This is a genomic window from Cytobacillus sp. Bva_UNVM-123 (assembly GCF_046351715.2).
GTDB lineage: Bacteria > Bacillota > Bacilli > Bacillales > Cytobacillaceae > Cytobacillus.
Window position 1 is genome coordinate 2,908,474 of the sequence record NZ_CM177772.1, and the last position, 18,616, is coordinate 2,927,089.

Genomic DNA, 18,616 nt, shown 5'->3' on the forward strand with positions numbered 1-18,616 from the left:
GAATAAAGGTTTTTTTTCGTTAGTCACACTCTTCTCTCCAATTCTAATCCTTTTTATTCTCCTGTTTCGATTTCATTTTCATCATAAGAAATCCAGTCACTAAAGCTTCCTGCATATAATTTTATTCGTTGATAGCCAGCAGACTTTAATGCCATAAAATTTGGCGTTGCAGTTACTCCGGAGCCACAGTAAACAATAATCTCCTTATTTTTATCGATGTCAGTAAATCTCTTTTCCTGTTGCTCGCTTGTTTTAAAATAACCATTTTCATAGCCTTCCGTCCAAACTTTGTTCATAGCCCCAGGAATATGACCAGCTTTTTTATCAATCGCTTCTTCAATTCCTAAGTAGCGATTTTTATCCCGTGAATCAATTAAGATTGTCTTATTATTCTTGTCCAACACAATTTTCTTTACATCTTCAATTGAGGCAAAAATAGCTTCATTCTTCTTTAGCTCAAACTCAGTTACCTCATATGTTGGAACTTCACTATTTACAGGGTAACAAGCTTCCTTCCAAGCTTTGTACCCACCATTTAATACAAATGTTTTTTCATGGCCGACATAATTTAATAGCCACCAAAGACGAGTTGCATAGGAACCCTCTCCACCATCATATGCAATCACAATTGTATCTTTATGAATACCAGCTGACTGCAATGTTTGCTTAAATTGTTCCAGCTCTGGAAGAGGGTGTCTTCCTCCATGAGTTGAAACGGGACTAGCTAAATCCTTACTTAAATGAAAGTAAACAGCTCCAGGGATATGATCCTGTAAATACAAAGAATTACCTTCTTCAGAATCCCCTAGATTATAGCGACAATCTACGATTCTTATATTTTCATCTTTTAAATGATCGTGCAGCCATTGGATATCAACAACTAAATTCAACCCTTTCCTCTCCCTTCTTTTTTCAGTTTGCCTTTATATCTAGACTTGCAATCGCCTTTTCTTTTGCTTGCAGCTGCTCAATTGGATAGTCATCACTTAAAATAGCGGCGATTCCATCATAATACTCATCTACCTGCTCGATAAGAACTGTAAGCATAGATTCGAATTCCTTCTCAAACTGATGAAGATAATGATTCTTCAACCGAATGTTTTCAGATTGCAAATAATTATCTGTAGGAATTTGCATATTTTGTTTAAGCTCTTCACTTAATAATCTTCTTTCATTTTTTTCAAAAAATGATTTTGGATTTTTAAAATAGGCTAACGCCTTTTTAAATTGAGCTCTATCCTCATTTTCGAATGCTGTTTCAAATTCGAGACTTTGTAAGCTCTTTATCTCATATGGACTGAAACTCAGCTCCTGATTAATTTCTGCAGTAGCTTTACTCACAGTCATGTTTGCTTCTTTTATTAATTTTCCCATAAACACTTCTAATCTTAACGTTGTTGCTCTAAGTTCCTGTGCAAAATCGTAGCCAATATTTTGCAAATAGTCATCTAAAGCTGTTTCTATTACTTTCTTCAAATTACGTCCATCATCTTTTAACAGGGCAGGATTAAATGCTTCCTTAACAAAATCATTATGTCGGAAAAACACTCTTTGTTTCAAATAGAACACAAGCTCATCTGCTTCTTGTACTAATCTTTGCGTTAAGATTTTCACTTCTTGGTTTTTAATAAGTTCATAAATAGATTTTTGTTCTAACTCTAATTGACTGCGTTTCTCAGCTTTTAATTCCTTATGTTCAAGCGAGGTTTGAATAAATTTTCGGAGCTGTTCCATTACTCTCTGCCATTCTAGTTGTGCTGCAGCTATTGATATCTCCATCAAATCTTGTGAAATAAATGAATAAAAGCTCTCTTCAAATGGCTGAATATTCGATTGTTGTTCCAGCCTATTTTCAAGCTTCTCCGTTAACGCTGCTAAGCTTGAAATCCCAAACAGACTCGGTTTGCGGATTCCATATTGAAGTAGCTGTTCACTAACATATTCCATGACGGCTCGCTTTTCTTCATCATTATTCGCAAGGTCAATAGCATTAACGATAAAAAACATTTTATCTAATTCAAATGCATCTTTTACACGACCTAATTGAATGAGAAACTCTCGATCTGCTTTCGAAAAGGCATGATTATAGTAAGTCACAAATAAAATTGCGTCTGCATTTTTAATATAATCAAATGCGACCCCGGTATGTCTTGCATTTATTGAGTCAGCACCAGGAGTATCTACAAGGGTAATTCCCTTTTGTGTTAATTCACAGTCAAAATACACGTCAATCATTTCTACAAAACATGATTTCTCTTCAATCGCGACATAATCCTTTAATTCCTCAAGATCTGTTTTAACTATTTTTCCTAATAACGTTCGGAAAGAGTCATACCCAAGTAGAAAGGCTTGAAGGAAAGCAAAATGTGTCTTTTCGTTCGCTTCGAAGTCTGTTTTACTGCTAATAACTTTCTTTATTTTTACAACGGCATCCTCAAAGCTAGTCGCAACCATGTCAAAAGCATTTAATGAATGATTCACATCTGCAAATAAACTTTCTGATGCCTTCACTTTAACTAACACTGTACCATGTGGATATTCGTCTGTAACGGGCATGATTTTATTAATCGCTGCTGTCGTTGGATTTGGTGAAACAGGAAGAACCTTGTCACCAATTAGTGCATTGGCAAAGGAGGATTTCCCTGCACTAAAAGCTCCGAAAAGCGCAACTGTAAATTGTTTTGAGATTAAAGTATCTGCTTTTTGTAATAGCTGTTCAGACATTTTTTTGAAGCCTGGAATATCATGAACAGCATTAGCTGTGAATGTTAATTTATCTACTAATTGTGAGATTAATTCTGCTGTAGATTTTTTTGTTTGTTCTTCACTTTGTTGAACATGTACTTGTTCAACGAAGGAATCATTGTTATTCGCAGTTAACTCATTCGATTGGTAAATAATTTCAGCATCTTCTATTTCCTCTGTCAGCAGATCATGAATCTTTTCGTTATAGTGACTCAGTGGATAGTCCCCTACAAGTAATTTCTCCATCTCCTCTTTACAGAAACGAAGACCTTCTTTATGCTTCTCTAAGCCAAGGAAAGCATTTACATATTCTTTTAGCTCTTTTACATCTGCGTCAATGCGGCTTTCCTTATCATGATTTTTTCGTTTGAGTGCATTCATACATAATTCCTTTAGCTCAACAATACTTTTTTTAGCTAATTTTTTGATGCCCTCAGCAACATCATTCGTAAAATTAAGAACATAGTCCCCTGATAAGAGTGCCCCTTCTTTAACCGCGTTTTCAAGTAACCCATTGTCAAAAGTAAATGTATAATCCTGTATTTTTACTAAAATAACAGAGTCATGAATTTCTTGCTCATTCAATACTCGTAAGAATAACTCTCGTAAATGCCATTCAAGCTGTGTCTTAGCCTTTTCCGATAAATCATCGTAAAGAAGTTTCAAACGTACCCGTCTTTCATCTTCTGTTTTCTGCCGCGAAAAGAAGAGCCCAACCTTAAAGTTTTTTTGACGAGACTCAATATAAGCCTTCGCTAAATCTCTTGTTTGAAAAGGCATTAAGTAAGCATTTTTTAAAATATCATCGATTTGATTGTTTATTGAATTTTCAAGCAGATGTAAAGAAGCTTGAATATTGGTTCTTTCTTTTTCAAGAGCTTTCATTCTTTCTGGTAGTATTTCACGTTCTTCACTCGTGAGAGCCATTAGCTTCTCTTCAAATTTTACAACCTGCTCCCCATGCTTCTCTTCTTGAAAAACGAAATGCTCGGTTACAAGCTTTTTTAAAGATTGAAAAATCGACGTTGGAATTAGCTCTTTTCGATTTACAATTACACTTCCAATAAATTTTTGTAACTCTGAAAACTCATTTTCAACATGTTGATTATTTTTTAATGAAGTGTAAAAAATTCTTGCTGGTTTAACACCCCATGAAGCAAATGAACTTCGGACACTTTCCTTAAATTGTTCAAAACTTAATTCATCTTCACGATGTTTATCAATTTGGTTAATAATTAAATAGACTTGCTTCCCAGCCGCAGTTAATTCTCTCGTGAATAAAAAATTTAATTCGGATTGAACATGATTGTAATCCATTACATAAAAAACGAGATCAGCTAAATGCAATGCGGATTCTGTTGCAATTCGGTGTGCATCATCTGTAGAATCAATCCCTGGAGTATCCATGATGGTTACACCACTCGGTAAGCTCGAATTAGAGTAGCTGATCTCAATCGAATGAATTTGATCGCCATCCTTGCAATATGATTTAACTTGATCGTAATCATAAGGTGACGGATACAGCCTAGGCGCCCCTTCTTTAAATATCACCTTAGCGTAATCCTCACCTGTCTTGATTTTGACGAGATTAGCACTCGTCGGAATCGGACTAGACGGCAATAAATCATCTCCAACGATTTTGTTAATCATACTTGATTTACCTGCTGAAAAATGACCGCAAAAACCGATGGAATACTCTTGTTTCTGTAATTTTAGAGCCAAGTCCCGAGCTCTTTCAGCCGTTTGGCTATCCCCTTGTAAAGTAAAAAATTCGTATAAAGCCGCGATTTTACTCATTAAATCCGCAGTATCTTGTTGTAATACTGTTTGACCCATGAATGCTTATCCCCTTGTTTATATAATTGTCGAGTAACAGTTTCATATTTACATCTATTTTAAATGACTTTTCGACTAATTCCAATGGAAAGTGATTCTGTAGTGCCAAAAGGATAAGATTAATCCTGTTCAGAAGAAAAAGCCAAACGAGCTCGCTAACGATTCTCAAATTATTTTAATTAATAAAGCGTAAAATGAAATAAAAAAAACTAAGGTATTTGCTAAATCTTTTCTGCAAATACCTTAGTTTTTTCAGCAATTATTTAATTGTTCATAAAAAAAGTAACATAGAACGTCTATTAGGTTAATTATCTCGTTTGCGGTTTAGCAATATTCTTTAAAACATATTTCATTATAAATGCATAAGCTGTTACTGTACCAGCAATAAAAACGGCTACCATATGTAACAACACCTTCCTAATTGGAATGATATTGAGAATAATTTTCAAACTCAATTAGAGTTTATCATGCGTGATAATCATTTTCAATAAACTTTTTACTTTATTCAAAAAAAGTTCACCATTTCTTACACTTTTTTTACATTCTCTGAAGTGGGTCGAAATGCTTCTTCATATGCGGTTAATTGCTTTAATGCTTTTTCTTCAGCTGGAATACGAATGGCTAAAATGACTGCATTCAACAAGGAAAATAACACTGCTGTTATATATGCTTGAAAAAAAAGTGGGATAATTAAAAATTCAATCGTGACAATTAAATAATTTGGGTGTTTTACAAATCGATACGGCCCTTTTTTTACGACATCAGCATTAGGCAAAACGAGAATTTTTGTATTCCAAAACATTCCCAGTGAATAGAGAGCCCATAGCCTACCTGCTTGAGTAATTAAAAATAAGAAGAGCAAAAACAACCAATTTGTGGATAAATCTTTATTTAAAGTTATGACTTCAACAATGAAAGCGACAAAGAATAAACTATGTGTCATTACGATAAATGAGTAATGATCTTGTCCAAATTCTATCGCTCCTTTCTGCTTCAAGTAACGCTCATTTCTTTTTGCAATAATAAGTTCAGTAAGTCGCTGCATAATGATTAGTGTTATAAAGAACAAGAAAATCACGAACTATTCCTCCCATTTTATAAGGAGTAATTCAGAGCTAAATCCAGGTCCTAGCGCCGTAGCTAAGCCATATTCCCCTGCTTCTCCGAGCTCCATAAATCGTTTCATCACATATAGAATGGTTGCTGAAGACATATTGCCGAATTCCCTTAAAACATTAAGTGAGATACTCGTCATTTCTTCACCTATCTTTAAAGAATTTACGTAAGCATCAATTACCTTCCTTCCCCCTGGATGGGCAATAAAATGTTTGATCCTATTCATGTCCAAATTTTCTTCCTGTAAAAACTCATTTACGTTTGGCTTCAACCAGCTCTCAATAATAGAAGGAATGTCTTTTGAAAAAACAACGTAAAGCCCATCATCTTTCACTTCCCATCCCATTACATCTAATGAATGAGGAAAAAGTGTTGATTGTGTCGCTTTAATTACTGGTGCAGCTAATCGCTTTTGAAATACATCTCGATTTACTTGAGCTCCTGACACGAGTGCACAGGCCACGCCATCCGCAAATAGTGATGTACCAATTAAATTGCTTTTCGAGTGATCATTCCGTTGGAATGTAAGACTGCATAATTCTATTGATAGAACTAAAACACTTGCTTGAGGGAAAGCAAGGCAATGTTCATATGCGCGTGCCAATCCTGAAGCTCCTCCTGCACAACCAAGCCCCCATATAGGAATCCTTTTCGTATGAGGAGAGAATGGAAGCCTATTCATAATACGTGCTTCAATACTAGGAGTTGCGATACCAGAGCTTGAAATGAAATAGATAGCATCAATTTCTTGAAGCGAAAATTCGTTTTTTAGAAAAAGTTCATTTGTTATGCAGTTTTTTATTGCTTGCACCCCTAATTCAACTGCACATTCAATATAAGCATCATTTCTTTCCTGAAATGATCGATCAGTTTTATACCATTCAAGTTCCTTTGCTAAATGCCGTTTATCAATTTGTCCATTGCTAAACACTTTCAGCAACCGGTCAATATCATAAAATGAATCTGAAAATAAATCTTTTGCAAATTGCCTTACTTCTTCTTGTCCTAATACATAGGCTGGCAAGGCCTCCGAAATTGAAACAATATATGACATATTGACTCTCTCCTTTAGTATTTATATCATTTACCAAAATATTGAAGAGTATGCGATCGTCTATAAATTATAAAAATATTTAAAAAATCAATAAATTGATATTCTCGTCCCTATTTATTGTGTTAAAATAGTCCTAGTTAAAAAGTTGGGGGAATAGAGTGTGACATTAACAAAAAGTGTAACAGACATCTTAAATGGGACTATTGAATCAGTAAAGACTGTTTTACCATTAGAAATCATCGTTGAGAAACCATCTTTATTTACTGAATCTTATACACAGCATTCAATTGGTGTCTTGATTGGAATGACCGGTGACGCCAAAGGCCGAATTATCATTGATGGGAATGAAATAGTATTCGGGAAAATTGGAGAAGCGATGTTTGGGATGGTCCTTGAAGGAGAAATGCTTGAATCCTTTGCTGGTGAGCTAGGGAATATGATAGCAGGCTCGCTATCAACATTTATTTCCCAAAAAGGATTTGAAATGGATATTACACCTCCAACCGTATTAGTAGGTCAAACAAAGGTCAATGGTTTCACGAAAGCTTTTCGACTACCTATCACCATTACAAATGTAGGTACTTTATTAATAATATTAATGGTCGAAATAAATTAAACGGCACAATGATTTGTGCCGTTTTTTTAGTAGGAAAATGATTCACATATCCCAATCCTGCTCAGTTATGTCATTTTTAAATGGATTTTTCTGTTTTTGGACTTCGATAATAATTTTTTTCTTCGCAATAATATCACATACCTGGCATAATTCTTCCTTATTATAAAGAAGACAGCAACGCTCACAATAATATTTCTCCATTCCATCCACATCCTCATATCAGTTAAATCATTATATTTTTTAACTCATCACCTTGTGATTAGAAATGCTTGACATTCCATGCCCTTTTAGCGAATGCTTTGCTTTTTTTATGCGATATGATAAATTGTAAAGCTATGATAGAAAAGAGAAAAAATTAAAATGAACCAACATTACTAATCCATGATAAAATGGATGAAATCTATAGAGAATCCAGTGAAAAAAGATTTGATTTATATGAACAGAAGAGGTTTATCAATGAAGATCTATAAGTTAAAATCACCATTTAAAGGATATGAAAAGGAAACGAAATTTTTTCTTATTGCTGAATCAGAGTTTATTGGTGTAAAAGAGTATGTATTACGAACACGGGATTTAACCGATAGAATTGTTGTTAATGAAAAGGAATTAATAAATCATTTTCTTGAAGTGAAATAAAGAATGGCGAAACTAATCATTCCTTCGGTTCGTACATATAGATAATAGCAAAATATTAAAAATTCATCACGAAAGTTTGAAAAGGAGGAAGTTTCAATTGGTAAATTCAATAAAAATAAAAGAGTGCTCGAAATGTGGCGGAACTGAACTAGGAAAGGGACTGCTTAATGGTTATGCAAATATGATTCCTAAGGGTAAAATTTTAGGTTCATCTATAGAATCTATTATTTGTACAGATTGTGGATATATAATCGAAAGCTATGTAACAAAACCAAGTAGATTTAAAGATACTATATATTGAGTAGACATCAAAAATAAAAAATTAAAATTAAATCAGTATCTTGTACTGTAAACATAATACTCGTTTACGGTTTCATAACAAAAAACGTCACCCCCCAAAATCTTATCTATATCGTAAATAGATAAGAAAGGTTGATGACGTTCTAACATATTTTTACTTAAAATAAGTCGGGGATGTTAAGCATATTTCTTTACTTGTTCAATCTTACTATCATTGATGAATATTCGATTCCTTCATTTTAATAGGCTGTTTATGCTTAATTTTTATTTCATTGAATAAAATATTCATAAAGATCGCTGTTAAGCTTCCTGCAACAATTCCATTTTCAGTTAAAATGCGAATGTTTTCTGGTACTTGAGCGAATAATCCTGGAACAACAGATACTCCTAGACCCATTCCGACTGAACATGCGATTATTAACAAGTTTTCCTGTGAGGCAAATTCAACTTTGCTTAACATTTTAATTCCAGATGCAACAACCATTCCGAACATGGCAATCATTGCACCACCTAGAACTGAAGCAGGGATGACTGTTGTGACCGCCCCAATTTTCGGAATAAATCCTAAAAGAATTAACATGGCTGCGGCAGTATAGATAACATTGTTTGTTCGCACACCTGATATTTGAATAAGCCCAACGTTTTGGGAGTACGTCGTATATGGAAAAGAATTGAAAAGTGCACCGAAAATACTCGCTAACCCTTCTGCACGATATCCATTTACGAGATCTTTCTCCTCTATTTTCTTTTCACAAATATCGCCAAGTGCAAAGTATACACCTGAAGATTCAACTAAGCTTACTAGTGCAACTAGTATCATCGTAATAATCGGTGTAATTTCAAATGTCGGCAGCCCGAAGTAAAATGGAACTGGTAAGTGTCCCCATGATGCATCACTAACAGCACTAAAATCCACTTTCCCCATAAAATAAGCAACAATCGTTCCAGCAATTAACCCAATTAAAATGGAGATCGAGCGAATAAATCCTTTTGAAAAGCGAAATAATAGGATGATAAATAATAAAGTTCCAAATGCAAGTGCAATATTTGACAATGAACCAAAATCTGCGCTGTCTTGCCCCCCTGCCATATTAGTCATTGCTACAGGCACGAGCGTAATTCCAATGATCGTTACAACAGATCCCGTAACGACTGGAGGGAAGAATCTTACAAGCTTCCCAAAATATTTAGCAATGATTACGACAAATATACCTGAAACAAGGATCGCCCCATAAATAGAGGAGATTCCATATTGATTACCGATTGCGATAATCGGACCGACAGCGGTAAAAGTACAACCTAGCACAATCGGCAATCCAATCCCGAAAAATTTATTTCGCCAAACTTGAAGAATGGTTGCTAAACCACTAGTCATAATATCAATTGACACTAAATATGTTAGCTGCTCTTTTGTTAATCCGAGGGAGCCGCCAATAATAAGCGGCACAATAACAGCTCCAGCGTACATCGCTAATACGTGTTGAATCCCTAACGAGGCAATTTTAAAGGAATTTTGTTTCATCGTATTGGCTCCTCCGTTTTATCCTGAATGAAAGCGACCTCTCCATTACTTAAAGAAGCAATTCTTGCTAGTGACTTCACTCTAAACCCTTTTTCTCGAAGCTCTTCTCCCCCACTTTGGAAACTTTTTTCAATTACAATCCCGATACCAGCCACCTCAGCATTTGCTTGTCTTGCGATTTCTACTAATCCTAAAGCAGCTTGTCCATTCGCAAGAAAGTCATCAATAATTAACACACGATCATGTTCGTTAATAAATTTTTTTGAAACAGATATTTCATTTGCTTCTTGCTTTGTAAATGAATAAACGGTCGATGTATAAAGTTCATTTATTAAGGTTAAAGATTTTCTTTTTCTAGCAAAAATAACGGGAACATTTAATTTTAATCCTGCCATTACAGAAGGAGCGATACCTGATGATTCAATTGTCAATATTTTTGTAATTCCATCTTTTTCAAAAAGCTGTGCAAATTCTTGTCCGATCGCTAACATTAAATGTGGGTCAATTTGATGATTCAAAAATGAATCTACTTTTAATACTGAATCTGAAAGAATGATACCTTCTTTTTTAATTGTGTTCAAAAGCAATTCCATGCTTTTCCTCCCCTAGTTGTTATTTTTTTAAAAACAAAAAGCCTAAAGACAATTGCATTCACGCCATAATAGAGTGAATCAATGACCTTTAGGCTTTAATAAATAAAGACGACGGTATATAGAGAGGCTACTCACCTCTCTATTCATTGTTCACACATAGTCAGGTCATTTACGGCAACCCGGTAGAAACTTGCAGGCCATATCCCTGCGATTATATGAGTGAAAGCTTATTTAATTTAACAATAAAGGTATTATACCACCCCTTTTTAAGAAATCAACTATATTTTATTTTATGAATTATCAAAATCCACACCACATTCTTTGTCAAGTTTTAATTTAAACTTCACATTTTATTCACAATTACATAGTTGTTTTTGTGACATACATCACTGAAACATCAATTTTCCACTGTTATTATAGTGTTAACATACATTATGAATAATTTGTGAACTCAAAAAAACAATCTAGATTCTTCTAGATAGTCTTGTATTATGAAATTGTAATCATTTACTTTTTCCAATTATTCGAAGGGAGGGAAAGAAAATGGCAAATCCAGAACTCAATCGAAAAACTGAAACAGAAATTGAAGACCAATCATCTTTAAAGGGGACGTTAGCTTCCGTACTTATACTAGGAGTCATCCTAATTGTAACGTGGGCTGGGGTATATTCACTATTTTTAGATCGTTCTTAAAATTGAAAGGGGAAAAAAGCCATGCATATGCATAAGTTTGAGAAAATTTGGCTTATTTTTGGTATAGGATCGCTCTTAGTATTCCTTACAGTTATCGGTGTTAGCGCTTTCTATCTTGGAAACCAGCCACCAAGCTGTTTAGCAACAATCGATCCTGAAAAGGTTGATACACAAGAACCATTTAATGAGCCAGGACTTAAAAAAGTAGAGGGTAAGGAATGGGATTATGAATTAGTTTTCGTTGCTTCTGCTTTCCATTATGAGCCTGGTGAAGTTCAAGTACCTCTTGGTGCAAAAGTAAAAGTTATTGCTACGACAAAAGATGTCATTCATGGATTTGAAGTAGCTGGAACAAACGTTAACATGATGTTGGAGCCTGGCTACATAAGTGAACTTATTTATACGTTTAATAAACCAGGTGAATTTTTAGTTCTTTGTAATGAATACTGTGGTGTCGGGCATCACATGATGACGTCGAAAATCGAGGTGGTTGAATAATGTTAAACGAAAAATTTAAAGTTGACCCTCGTGATGCAAAACTATCGATGGCACACCTCCATGTTGCTTTCGTTGCTCTAGCAATCGGCGGACTTGCAGGATTATTACAAGTTTTGGTGCGCTCAGGAAAGTTTACTCTGCCTTTTGGCATTGGATATTATCAAGTTTTAACTGTTCATGGTGTTGTTTTAGGACTCGTACTTACAACTTTCTTTATTATTGGATTTATGATGGCTTCCGTTAGTAAAACTTCTGGTACCTTTACAAATCGCCAACGTTCTATAGGTTGGGTCGGTTTTTGGCTAAAATTAGTTGGTACTGCAATGGCAGCAACTATGGTTCTATTAAATGAGGCTACTGTTCTATTTACATTCTATGTACCTCTTAAAGCACATTATTTATTTTATATCGGATTGACACTTGTCGTTGTTGGGACATGGCTTGACAGTGCAACCATTTATATGAAATATAGCCAATGGAAAAAAGCCAATCGTGGACAACCAAGTCCATTGCTTACTTTTATGTCAGTCATCACATTAATTATGTGGAATGTAGCAACAATTGGCGTAGCAACAACTATGTTATTCCAAATTATTCCTTGGTCTTTAGGATTAGTAGATACAATCAACGTTGGTGTCAGCCGTACACTATTCTGGTATTTCGGTCACCCACTTGTTTATTTCTGGTTATTGCCTGCCTATATGGCATGGTATGTAATCGTTCCAAAAATCATTGGCGGAAAAATCTTCTCAGATTCATTAGCACGTATGTCTTTCGTTCTATTACTATTATTCTCAATTCCAGTTGGTTTCCACCATCAATTGTTAGAGCCAGGAATTGACCCAGCTTGGAAATTCTTACAAGTTGTCCTAACATTCTTAGTTGTTATCCCTTCTATGATGACAGCATTCTCACTATTCGCTACTTTCGAAAGCTTCGGCCGCTCGAAAGGTGCAAAAGGACTTTTCGGTTGGCTTAAAAAGCTTCCATGGAAAGATGCTAGATTTACAGTACCATTCATTGGAATGCTTGCCTTTATCCCAGGCGGAGCTGGTGGTATCGTTAACGCATCCCACCAAATGAACCAAGTAGTTCATAATACTATTTGGGTAACTGGACACTTCCATTTAACTGTAGCAACGGCTGTTATATTAACTTTCTTTGGGATTTCATACTGGTTAATCCCACATTTAACAGGCAGAAAATTCACGAAGAAAATGAATAAGCTTGCTTTAATTCAAGGTTATACATGGGCAATAGGAATGTTCTTTATGTCAGGTGCTATGCATGCTGCAGGGCTTTTAGGAGCTCCACGTCGTTCTGCATTCTCTGATTATGGTGGAGCTGCACAAGCGGCAGAATGGGTACCATACCAAATCGCTCAGGCAGTTGGTGGATCAATTCTATTCTTCTCGATTATTATTATGCTTTATATTGTCGTAAATCTTGCGTTCTTTGCACCAAAAGGTGATGAAGAATTCCCAGTGGCTGAAGTTTCAAATGAAGCTGAAAAAACGCCAATGGTTTTCGACAACTGGAAATTATGGCTTGGGATTACAGCTGCTTTAATCTTATTTGCTTACACCTTGCCACTTATCGATTTATTCCAAAATGCACCTCCAGGAGCTAAAGGATTTAAGCTCTGGTAATGATCGTTCAAAACACTCCTATCTTTCAAGATAGGAGTGTTTTTTAATTATTCCCTATGCTGAACTGACTTGCTTTTTCTTTATTGAGATATTAACGATGACTACCGAGAAAAGGATGAATAATGCACCAACTATTTGAATAAACCCAAGCCTCTCTCCATAAAGCAACAACCCTAACAAAGTTGCGATTACAGGCTCTATCGTTGCAATAATAGCAGCCCTACTCCCCTCTGTTTGTTCAAGACCCCAAGTATATAGCAAAAAGGCGAGAACGGTTGGCAAAAGCGCTAATCCAATTCCATAAAACAAAGCATGTACATTCAATAGCAGTTCAGAGTTTCTCCAAAGCTGAGTAGTGGGAATTAATACAATGGCTGCAATACTGAACGTATATAAGGTAATTGTAAATGGCTCATACTTCTTAAGTGCGAACTTTCCAAAAATTGTATATAAGGCATATCCTAAGCCAGAGCATAATCCTGTAATAATGCCAAAAAGTGTAATTGCGCTCTCTCCTATTGTCACCCCTGCAATTAATATACAGCCAATAATCGTTCCCACTACAGCAACTATCTTGTTTACAGTTAAACTCTCCTTTAAGAAAAAAAAGGATAAAATTGTTACAAATGCTGGAGCAGTATATAAAAGAATGACTGCTATTGAAATATTCATTTGACTTATCGTTGTAAAATAGCAGAAATTAAAAAAGGCTATGCTTAATATACCTGTTCCGATAAAGTAACGAATATCGACCACCTTCTGCAGCTTCAATTCATTTCTAAAACAGACTAAACCAATTATTAGTAGGATAAGGGCAGAATATGTAACCCGAATGGCTACTATTTCCATAGGAGAAAACCCAAGATCACTTAAGCCTTTTACAAAAAAAGCAATAATTCCCCATAAGCTTGCTCCTAAAGCAATCGATAAATAAGGAAGAATCTTCTTCATTCATTTACAAGCCCCCTTTAATCCAAAGATTCTTCTATTCTACCATATTCTTCTGAATAATTGGTTTTCGAGCAAAAAAAGGACAATTCAATTGCCCTTTTTTAAGTAATCATTTACTTTTTACCGATTGCTACTCTCCAAGTATCCGGACCTTGTTCAAGATATTCCCATGTAAAGAGATTTTCTCTTTCCATCATAAATTGATATTGTAATGGTCTTGGATCATGATCATTAATTAGCTGCATAGCTTCACCTGACCGCAATGAATCAAATGTCCGAAATATGGTCGGATGCTTTTCCCGAGGGGGGTAATCTGGTGCGATAATTGTTTTCGCAAATTCCTGCATTTTTTACTCCTCCTTTATTAATTGTGATGAACAATTATATTGTAAATAAATGATTCATAAAGTTTAGTGAGGGGGCTCACATTCTTATTATGATTTTGATCGTACCTATATAATTCGATTAGTAGCCGATAACTGATTTCTCCTAGTATAATGAAATAGAAAGAATATTACATTGGGAGATGCTATGAAACAATTTATTTTATTTATCGTATTAATATCTTTTATTGATATGTTTTCACAATTGCCTATCATGAGTCCGTTTGCGAAGAGCCTAGGGGCAACACCTGCATTAATTGGATTGACTGTAGGAATGTATTCGTTCACCAATATGTTTGGAAATATTATTGCAGGGCTTTGGATTGACAAGCAAGGAGCAAAAAAAGTTCTCATCTATGGACTTCTTTGGACAGGTGGAATTCTGCTTCTTTATACGATAGTGACAACAGCAAATCAACTAGTAGCTGTCCGTTTTATTCATGGTTTATTTAGCGGACTTCTTGTGCCTGCTGCCTTTACGCTCATTTCTAATTATGGAAAACAGAATAGGCAAGGAAAATCAATGGCTATTTCTGGTGTGGCTGTCGGCATTTCGGCTATTATTGGCCCTGCATTCGGGGGAATTATTGCTTCAAAATACAGTATCGAATGGGTATTTATCATTATTGCCATTACGATGCTTGCCACAGCACTTATTGCTTTATTTGTCCTGCAAAATAAAAAAACAGTTGTGACAAGAAAAATCGAACCACCCGTTAAAACATTATTCACTATTTTAAACTCCCCGATGCTGTTAATAAGCTATACAGGTGCTTTTTCACTCATGTTTGCCCAAGGTGTATTAGCTTATATGCTTCCTTTACAGGTGGAATCATTACAATTCGAGAGCCATTTCAGTGGGATTCTATTAAGTACTTTCGGAATTACGGCCATTTTAATTTTTGGGTTACCAACGAACAAAATGTTTGATCTTTACAAACAACAAAATATGATGATGATCGGAATGAGCATCATTGGGATTGCCCTCATTCTGCTAAGTTTCGCCACATCCCTTTTATTTTTGTTTATTTGCATGATTCTTTATGGTACTGGCTTTGCATTTTTGTTTCCTTCAATATCAGCTATGCTAGTTAAGCATACAAATGAAGAAACAAGAGGAAAAGCTTTCGGACTTTTTTATGCCTTTTTTTCACTTGGTGTTGTAGTAGGTTCTGCCTTAACAGGTGTTTTAGCCGTATCATTCGGAACAGGCTTCATTATGGCGGCATGCATTTTATTTATGACTACATTTAGCACCTTCTATTATTTAAAAAGAAAAGCATTTGTTAAAGAAAGCTTGGAGGAGTACGAATGAAAGAACTTGTTGCTAAATGTGTCATTTGTGAAAAGGAGCTATATTGCTTGGATGGCTTTTTCAATGGAACATTTTCAAATGAACATCAACCTTTATGTTTTGAATGTGCCAATCAAAAAGAAATGGAAAAATCCGCAGATTAGATTAATCTGCGGATTTTTTAATAAGCATAATTGAGAATGAGAATCAAAAAAATAAATGTATGATCCAGGTCACATAATTACTTCATTTAAGGTGATAAACTACCATTATAAAAGCAATTATTTCCTGTTAGAAGGTGATACTAATTGAGAATAGCCGATGTTCAGAGAAGACTAAAAGCGGTTCCACTCTTTAGAGAATTAGAGCAAGAAGAACTGAAACATATTGTTGAAATTGCGCAATCACGGCTATATAAGCAAAAACTATATGTGTTTATGCAAGAAGATCCACTCGATCGCGTTTTTTTCATTAATAGTGGGAAAGTAAAAATTTTCAAAACAGACTCCTCTGGCAGAGAGCAAATTATTTCTGTTCTAGAGGCTGGCGAAATGTTTCCACACGCAGGTTTTTTCAGACGCGGCCATTATCCTGCACATGCGGCAGTCATTGAAGATGCTCAGTTAATCGTCATACCGATCGATCATTTCGAGCAAATTCTTCTCTCCTATCCGGAATTATGTATAAAAATATTTAATGTTTTAGGGGGAAAAATTGTCGACTTACAAGACCGCCTTGAAGAGCAAATTCTTTATAATACGTATGAACAATTTATAAGGCTGCTCTTAAGACTTAGCAAAACAAATGGTGCAAAAGTAAATGATATTTATAAAATCACGACTCATTTTACGAATAGAGAACTTGCAAACATGATCGGCACTTCTAGAGAAACCGTTAGCAGGACAATTAGTCAATTAAAGAAAAAGAAATTCCTTTTTATCGATGGAGAGGGCTTTTATTTAATTAATCGAGAACTTCTAAAACAGGAACTTTTATAAAAATAAGAATGAAGGAGCGCTAAAAATGGATAGTAGAATAGTAGAATTGGATGTTAGAGAGGACATAAAAAATAAGCTGGAACCATTCCAAAAAATTATGCAAGCGATCACTTCTTTGGAAAAGGATGATGTTTTTATCCTTCATGCCCCTTTTAAACCAGTTCCTCTGTTGCCCATCATGAAAGGAAAAGGTTTTGTTTACGAATTAGAAGAGCTTGAAAAGAAACATTGGAAAATCACTTTTACGAAAAGAGGTTAGTCAAATGAAATTAGATAATCGTGGGCTCGAACCACCTCAACCAATGATGAGAACACTCGCTGCACTTGAGACGTTAGCTTCAGGTGAAACGCTATCTATTATTAATGACCGTCGCCCTATGTTTCTGTATGAACAGCTTGAGGAAATGGGTCTAAAGCATATCACAACCGAACAAGAAGATGGAAGCTTCCTCATTGAAATTACGAAATAAAGCAGGTGATGAAGATGATTTCTTCACAGTCAGGCAATGAAACAAATATTAAACTTCCTTTTTCCTTTATTTTTACGAGTATTGTTGCCCTAATGGGATCACAAATTTTACTATTCTTTCAGAGTGATTTCATTATTCATGGACAGTTCCGAGTACCTGGGATCTGGTCTGCAGCCCATTTATTCATTCTTGGCTGGGCTTTAATGATTGCGATGGGGGCAATGTATCAGCTTGTTCCTGTTGCTTTTCTAACACCGATATGGAATGAAAAATTCGGATTTATTCAATTTGGTGTTACAGCTATTGGAATTTTTTCATTTGCGCATTATTTATTTTATAATCCACAAAAAGCATTATTACCAGGAATTATCACCGTAGCAGGAATTCTCATGTTTCTCTTTCAAATGTTTATGACATTGCGGAAACAAGCGAAGCCTAATATTTTAACCTTATATGTTGGCACCGCACTTATTGCCTTGCTAGCGACTATCTTTCTAGGGATAACATTACTATTAAGCATGAAAACTGGTTTCATGGCACATCACTATCAGGGCTTATTTAAGAGTCATTTACTGCTTGGTACAGCTGGTTGGTTCACTATGCTAATCTTTGGATTCTCATATAAAATGGTGCCGATGTTCTCGCTATCACATGGCTATAGCATGAAACTAGCAAACTTTGTTTATCCCATTTATATTGGCGGATTAGTCATTGCAATGATTTCGTTTTTCATGGGTAAATCGGGTTTATTCACTATGGCTATATTCCTTCTATTCGTCGGATTTTCATGTTTTATGTACCATATTTCACTAATATTAAAAAAACGTGTTAAAAAGAAGCTTGATCGCTCCTTTACATTTGCGCTTATCGCAATTGCAAGTGGTTGGATTATTCACTTATCTGCATTTCTAACGGCCATTTTTGGGGTTTTTCATAAAACAGTTGGGGCTTTATTATATTTGTACTTATTTCTTTGGATTGCCTTTAGTATTATTGGTTATTTATACAAAATTGTCCCTTTCCTTTGGTGGACAGCTAAATATAGTAAAGAAATCGGCAAAAAAGAAGTACCTGCATTAAAGGATATGATTAATGAACGTGCAGCCATCCCTGTTTTTGCTGGATTGATGGCTGCTACTATCGGGATCGCTCTTTCCGTCTTCTTAGAAAGCAAACTCATATTTTTAACTAGTCAAACTTTATTTACACTTGCATGCTTCACGTTTTGTTTCACCATTGCCAAAATAGTTACAAAATAGGAG

The 18,616-nt window shown here is 35.2% G+C and carries 21 protein-coding genes and 1 riboswitch; of the genes, 12 read left to right on the forward strand and 9 right to left on the reverse strand.

The window, feature by feature from the left end:
- Nucleotides 1-53: 53 nt before the first annotated feature.
- From KDN24_RS14540 to KDN24_RS14555, 4 genes are all read right to left on the reverse strand, one after another.
- A complete protein-coding gene (locus tag KDN24_RS14540) occupies nucleotides 54-890 on the reverse strand; it encodes a sulfurtransferase (RefSeq protein WP_409973559.1) in 837 nt (278 codons plus the stop codon).
- 22 nt (nucleotides 891-912) lie between these two features.
- Nucleotides 913-4,581: a dynamin family protein gene (locus KDN24_RS14545; RefSeq protein WP_409973558.1), complete on the reverse strand. Its 3,669-nt coding sequence runs from the start codon at nucleotides 4,579-4,581 to the stop codon at nucleotides 913-915.
- A gap of 526 nt (nucleotides 4,582-5,107) precedes the next feature.
- A complete protein-coding gene (locus tag KDN24_RS14550; protein WP_491348057.1) occupies nucleotides 5,108-5,659 on the reverse strand; it encodes an isoprenylcysteine carboxyl methyltransferase family protein in 552 nt (183 codons plus the stop codon).
- Nucleotides 5,660-5,662: 3 nt separating this feature from the next.
- Nucleotides 5,663-6,751: a type III polyketide synthase gene (locus KDN24_RS14555; RefSeq protein ID WP_409973556.1), complete on the reverse strand. Its 1,089-nt coding sequence runs from the start codon at nucleotides 6,749-6,751 to the stop codon at nucleotides 5,663-5,665.
- 160 nt (nucleotides 6,752-6,911) lie between these two features.
- On the opposite strand from KDN24_RS14555, the gene KDN24_RS14560 reads away from it, so the two are divergent.
- Nucleotides 6,912-7,367, forward strand: coding sequence for a chemotaxis protein CheX (locus tag KDN24_RS14560; RefSeq protein WP_409973555.1), 456 nt, complete (start codon nucleotides 6,912-6,914; stop codon nucleotides 7,365-7,367).
- 42 nt (nucleotides 7,368-7,409) lie between these two features.
- Here KDN24_RS14560 and KDN24_RS14565 read toward each other — a convergent pair whose 3' ends face one another.
- Nucleotides 7,410-7,568, reverse strand: coding sequence for a hypothetical protein (locus tag KDN24_RS14565; protein WP_409973554.1), 159 nt, complete (start codon nucleotides 7,566-7,568; stop codon nucleotides 7,410-7,412).
- A gap of 255 nt (nucleotides 7,569-7,823) precedes the next feature.
- Here KDN24_RS14565 and KDN24_RS14570 point away from each other — a divergent pair, with 255 nt between their 5' ends.
- Nucleotides 7,824-8,003: a hypothetical protein gene (locus KDN24_RS14570; RefSeq protein WP_409973553.1), complete on the forward strand. Its 180-nt coding sequence runs from the start codon at nucleotides 7,824-7,826 to the stop codon at nucleotides 8,001-8,003.
- A gap of 97 nt (nucleotides 8,004-8,100) precedes the next feature.
- The gene (locus KDN24_RS14575) at nucleotides 8,101-8,304 is read left to right on the forward strand and encodes a transcription initiation factor TFIIIB (RefSeq protein ID WP_409973552.1); all 204 of its coding nucleotides are present in this window, start codon (nucleotides 8,101-8,103) and stop codon (nucleotides 8,302-8,304) included.
- Nucleotides 8,305-8,514: 210 nt separating this feature from the next.
- On the opposite strand, the gene KDN24_RS14580 is transcribed toward KDN24_RS14575, so the two are convergent.
- Entirely contained in the window at nucleotides 8,515-9,825 is a 1,311-nt protein-coding gene (locus KDN24_RS14580) for a nucleobase:cation symporter-2 family protein (protein WP_409973551.1), read from the reverse strand.
- The gene (locus tag KDN24_RS14585) at nucleotides 9,822-10,418 is read right to left on the reverse strand and encodes a xanthine phosphoribosyltransferase (protein ID WP_409973550.1); all 597 of its coding nucleotides are present in this window, start codon (nucleotides 10,416-10,418) and stop codon (nucleotides 9,822-9,824) included. The genes KDN24_RS14580 and KDN24_RS14585 overlap by 4 nt, the downstream gene beginning before the upstream one ends.
- A 137-nt stretch (nucleotides 10,419-10,555) precedes the next feature.
- Nucleotides 10,556-10,657, reverse strand: a riboswitch (purine riboswitch).
- A 304-nt stretch (nucleotides 10,658-10,961) separates the two neighbouring features.
- Here KDN24_RS14585 and KDN24_RS14590 point away from each other — a divergent pair.
- From KDN24_RS14590 to KDN24_RS14600, 3 genes are read left to right on the forward strand one after another with little or no spacing between them, the layout of a single operon-like run.
- The gene (locus KDN24_RS14590; protein ID WP_409973549.1) at nucleotides 10,962-11,111 is read left to right on the forward strand and encodes a cytochrome c oxidase subunit 2A; all 150 of its coding nucleotides are present in this window, start codon (nucleotides 10,962-10,964) and stop codon (nucleotides 11,109-11,111) included.
- 21 nt (nucleotides 11,112-11,132) lie between these two features.
- Nucleotides 11,133-11,609, forward strand: coding sequence for a cytochrome c oxidase subunit II (locus KDN24_RS14595; RefSeq protein WP_409973548.1), 477 nt, complete (start codon nucleotides 11,133-11,135; stop codon nucleotides 11,607-11,609).
- A complete protein-coding gene (locus tag KDN24_RS14600) occupies nucleotides 11,609-13,258 on the forward strand; it encodes a b(o/a)3-type cytochrome-c oxidase subunit 1 (RefSeq protein WP_409973547.1) in 1,650 nt (549 codons plus the stop codon). The genes KDN24_RS14595 and KDN24_RS14600 overlap by 1 nt, the downstream gene beginning before the upstream one ends.
- Nucleotides 13,259-13,312: 54 nt before the next feature.
- Here KDN24_RS14600 and KDN24_RS14605 read toward each other — a convergent pair whose 3' ends face one another.
- The gene (locus KDN24_RS14605; protein ID WP_409973546.1) at nucleotides 13,313-14,209 is read right to left on the reverse strand and encodes a DMT family transporter; all 897 of its coding nucleotides are present in this window, start codon (nucleotides 14,207-14,209) and stop codon (nucleotides 13,313-13,315) included.
- A gap of 113 nt (nucleotides 14,210-14,322) precedes the next feature.
- Nucleotides 14,323-14,556 carry a DUF2249 domain-containing protein gene (locus tag KDN24_RS14610; RefSeq protein WP_409973545.1) on the reverse strand — a complete coding sequence of 78 codons (234 nt, stop codon included), beginning with the start codon at nucleotides 14,554-14,556 and terminating at the stop codon, nucleotides 14,323-14,325.
- A 184-nt stretch (nucleotides 14,557-14,740) separates the two neighbouring features.
- On the opposite strand from KDN24_RS14610, the gene KDN24_RS14615 reads away from it, so the two are divergent.
- The 6 genes from KDN24_RS14615 to KDN24_RS14640 all read left to right on the forward strand — a co-directional run bounded on the left by KDN24_RS14615 (nucleotide 14,741) and on the right by KDN24_RS14640 (nucleotide 18,613).
- Nucleotides 14,741-15,907 carry an MFS transporter gene (locus KDN24_RS14615; RefSeq protein ID WP_409973544.1) on the forward strand — a complete coding sequence of 389 codons (1,167 nt, stop codon included), beginning with the start codon at nucleotides 14,741-14,743 and terminating at the stop codon, nucleotides 15,905-15,907.
- Nucleotides 15,904-16,050: a hypothetical protein gene (locus KDN24_RS14620; protein ID WP_409973543.1), complete on the forward strand. Its 147-nt coding sequence runs from the start codon at nucleotides 15,904-15,906 to the stop codon at nucleotides 16,048-16,050. The genes KDN24_RS14615 and KDN24_RS14620 overlap by 4 nt, the downstream gene beginning before the upstream one ends.
- A 144-nt stretch (nucleotides 16,051-16,194) precedes the next feature.
- Nucleotides 16,195-16,884 (forward strand): Crp/Fnr family transcriptional regulator, encoded by a 690-nt coding sequence (locus tag KDN24_RS14625; protein ID WP_409973542.1) that lies wholly within the window; start codon nucleotides 16,195-16,197, stop codon nucleotides 16,882-16,884.
- A 25-nt stretch (nucleotides 16,885-16,909) separates the two neighbouring features.
- Nucleotides 16,910-17,143 (forward strand): DUF2249 domain-containing protein, encoded by a 234-nt coding sequence (locus KDN24_RS14630; RefSeq protein ID WP_409973541.1) that lies wholly within the window; start codon nucleotides 16,910-16,912, stop codon nucleotides 17,141-17,143.
- Between the two features lie 4 nt (nucleotides 17,144-17,147).
- Nucleotides 17,148-17,354 carry a DUF2249 domain-containing protein gene (locus tag KDN24_RS14635; protein ID WP_409973540.1) on the forward strand — a complete coding sequence of 69 codons (207 nt, stop codon included), beginning with the start codon at nucleotides 17,148-17,150 and terminating at the stop codon, nucleotides 17,352-17,354.
- A gap of 14 nt (nucleotides 17,355-17,368) precedes the next feature.
- Entirely contained in the window at nucleotides 17,369-18,613 is a 1,245-nt protein-coding gene (locus KDN24_RS14640) for a hypothetical protein (protein WP_409973539.1), read from the forward strand.
- Nucleotides 18,614-18,616 lie beyond the last annotated feature (3 nt).

What these genes read in the sequence shown, in the direction of transcription:
- KDN24_RS14545 (WP_409973558.1), bottom strand. Translation starts at nt 4,581, where the DNA reads ATGGGTCAAACAGTATTACAACAAGATACTGCGGATTTAATGAGTAAA.
- KDN24_RS14555 (WP_409973556.1), bottom strand. Translation starts at nt 6,751, where the DNA reads ATGTCATATATTGTTTCAATTTCGGAGGCCTTGCCAGCCTATGTATTA.
- KDN24_RS14565 (WP_409973554.1), bottom strand. Translation starts at nt 7,568, where the DNA reads ATGGAGAAATATTATTGTGAGCGTTGCTGTCTTCTTTATAATAAGGAA.
- KDN24_RS14570 (WP_409973553.1), top strand. Translation starts at nt 7,824, where the DNA reads ATGAAGATCTATAAGTTAAAATCACCATTTAAAGGATATGAAAAGGAA.
- KDN24_RS14580 (WP_409973551.1), bottom strand. Translation starts at nt 9,825, where the DNA reads ATGAAACAAAATTCCTTTAAAATTGCCTCGTTAGGGATTCAACACGTA.
- KDN24_RS14585 (WP_409973550.1), bottom strand. Translation starts at nt 10,418, where the DNA reads ATGGAATTGCTTTTGAACACAATTAAAAAAGAAGGTATCATTCTTTCA.
- KDN24_RS14590 (WP_409973549.1), top strand. Translation starts at nt 10,962, where the DNA reads ATGGCAAATCCAGAACTCAATCGAAAAACTGAAACAGAAATTGAAGAC.
- KDN24_RS14595 (WP_409973548.1), top strand. Translation starts at nt 11,133, where the DNA reads ATGCATATGCATAAGTTTGAGAAAATTTGGCTTATTTTTGGTATAGGA.
- KDN24_RS14600 (WP_409973547.1), top strand. Translation starts at nt 11,609, where the DNA reads ATGTTAAACGAAAAATTTAAAGTTGACCCTCGTGATGCAAAACTATCG.
- KDN24_RS14605 (WP_409973546.1), bottom strand. Translation starts at nt 14,209, where the DNA reads ATGAAGAAGATTCTTCCTTATTTATCGATTGCTTTAGGAGCAAGCTTA.
- KDN24_RS14610 (WP_409973545.1), bottom strand. Translation starts at nt 14,556, where the DNA reads ATGCAGGAATTTGCGAAAACAATTATCGCACCAGATTACCCCCCTCGG.
- KDN24_RS14615 (WP_409973544.1), top strand. Translation starts at nt 14,741, where the DNA reads ATGAAACAATTTATTTTATTTATCGTATTAATATCTTTTATTGATATG.
- KDN24_RS14620 (WP_409973543.1), top strand. Translation starts at nt 15,904, where the DNA reads ATGAAAGAACTTGTTGCTAAATGTGTCATTTGTGAAAAGGAGCTATAT.
- KDN24_RS14630 (WP_409973541.1), top strand. Translation starts at nt 16,910, where the DNA reads ATGGATAGTAGAATAGTAGAATTGGATGTTAGAGAGGACATAAAAAAT.
- KDN24_RS14635 (WP_409973540.1), top strand. Translation starts at nt 17,148, where the DNA reads ATGAAATTAGATAATCGTGGGCTCGAACCACCTCAACCAATGATGAGA.
- KDN24_RS14640 (WP_409973539.1), top strand. Translation starts at nt 17,369, where the DNA reads ATGATTTCTTCACAGTCAGGCAATGAAACAAATATTAAACTTCCTTTT.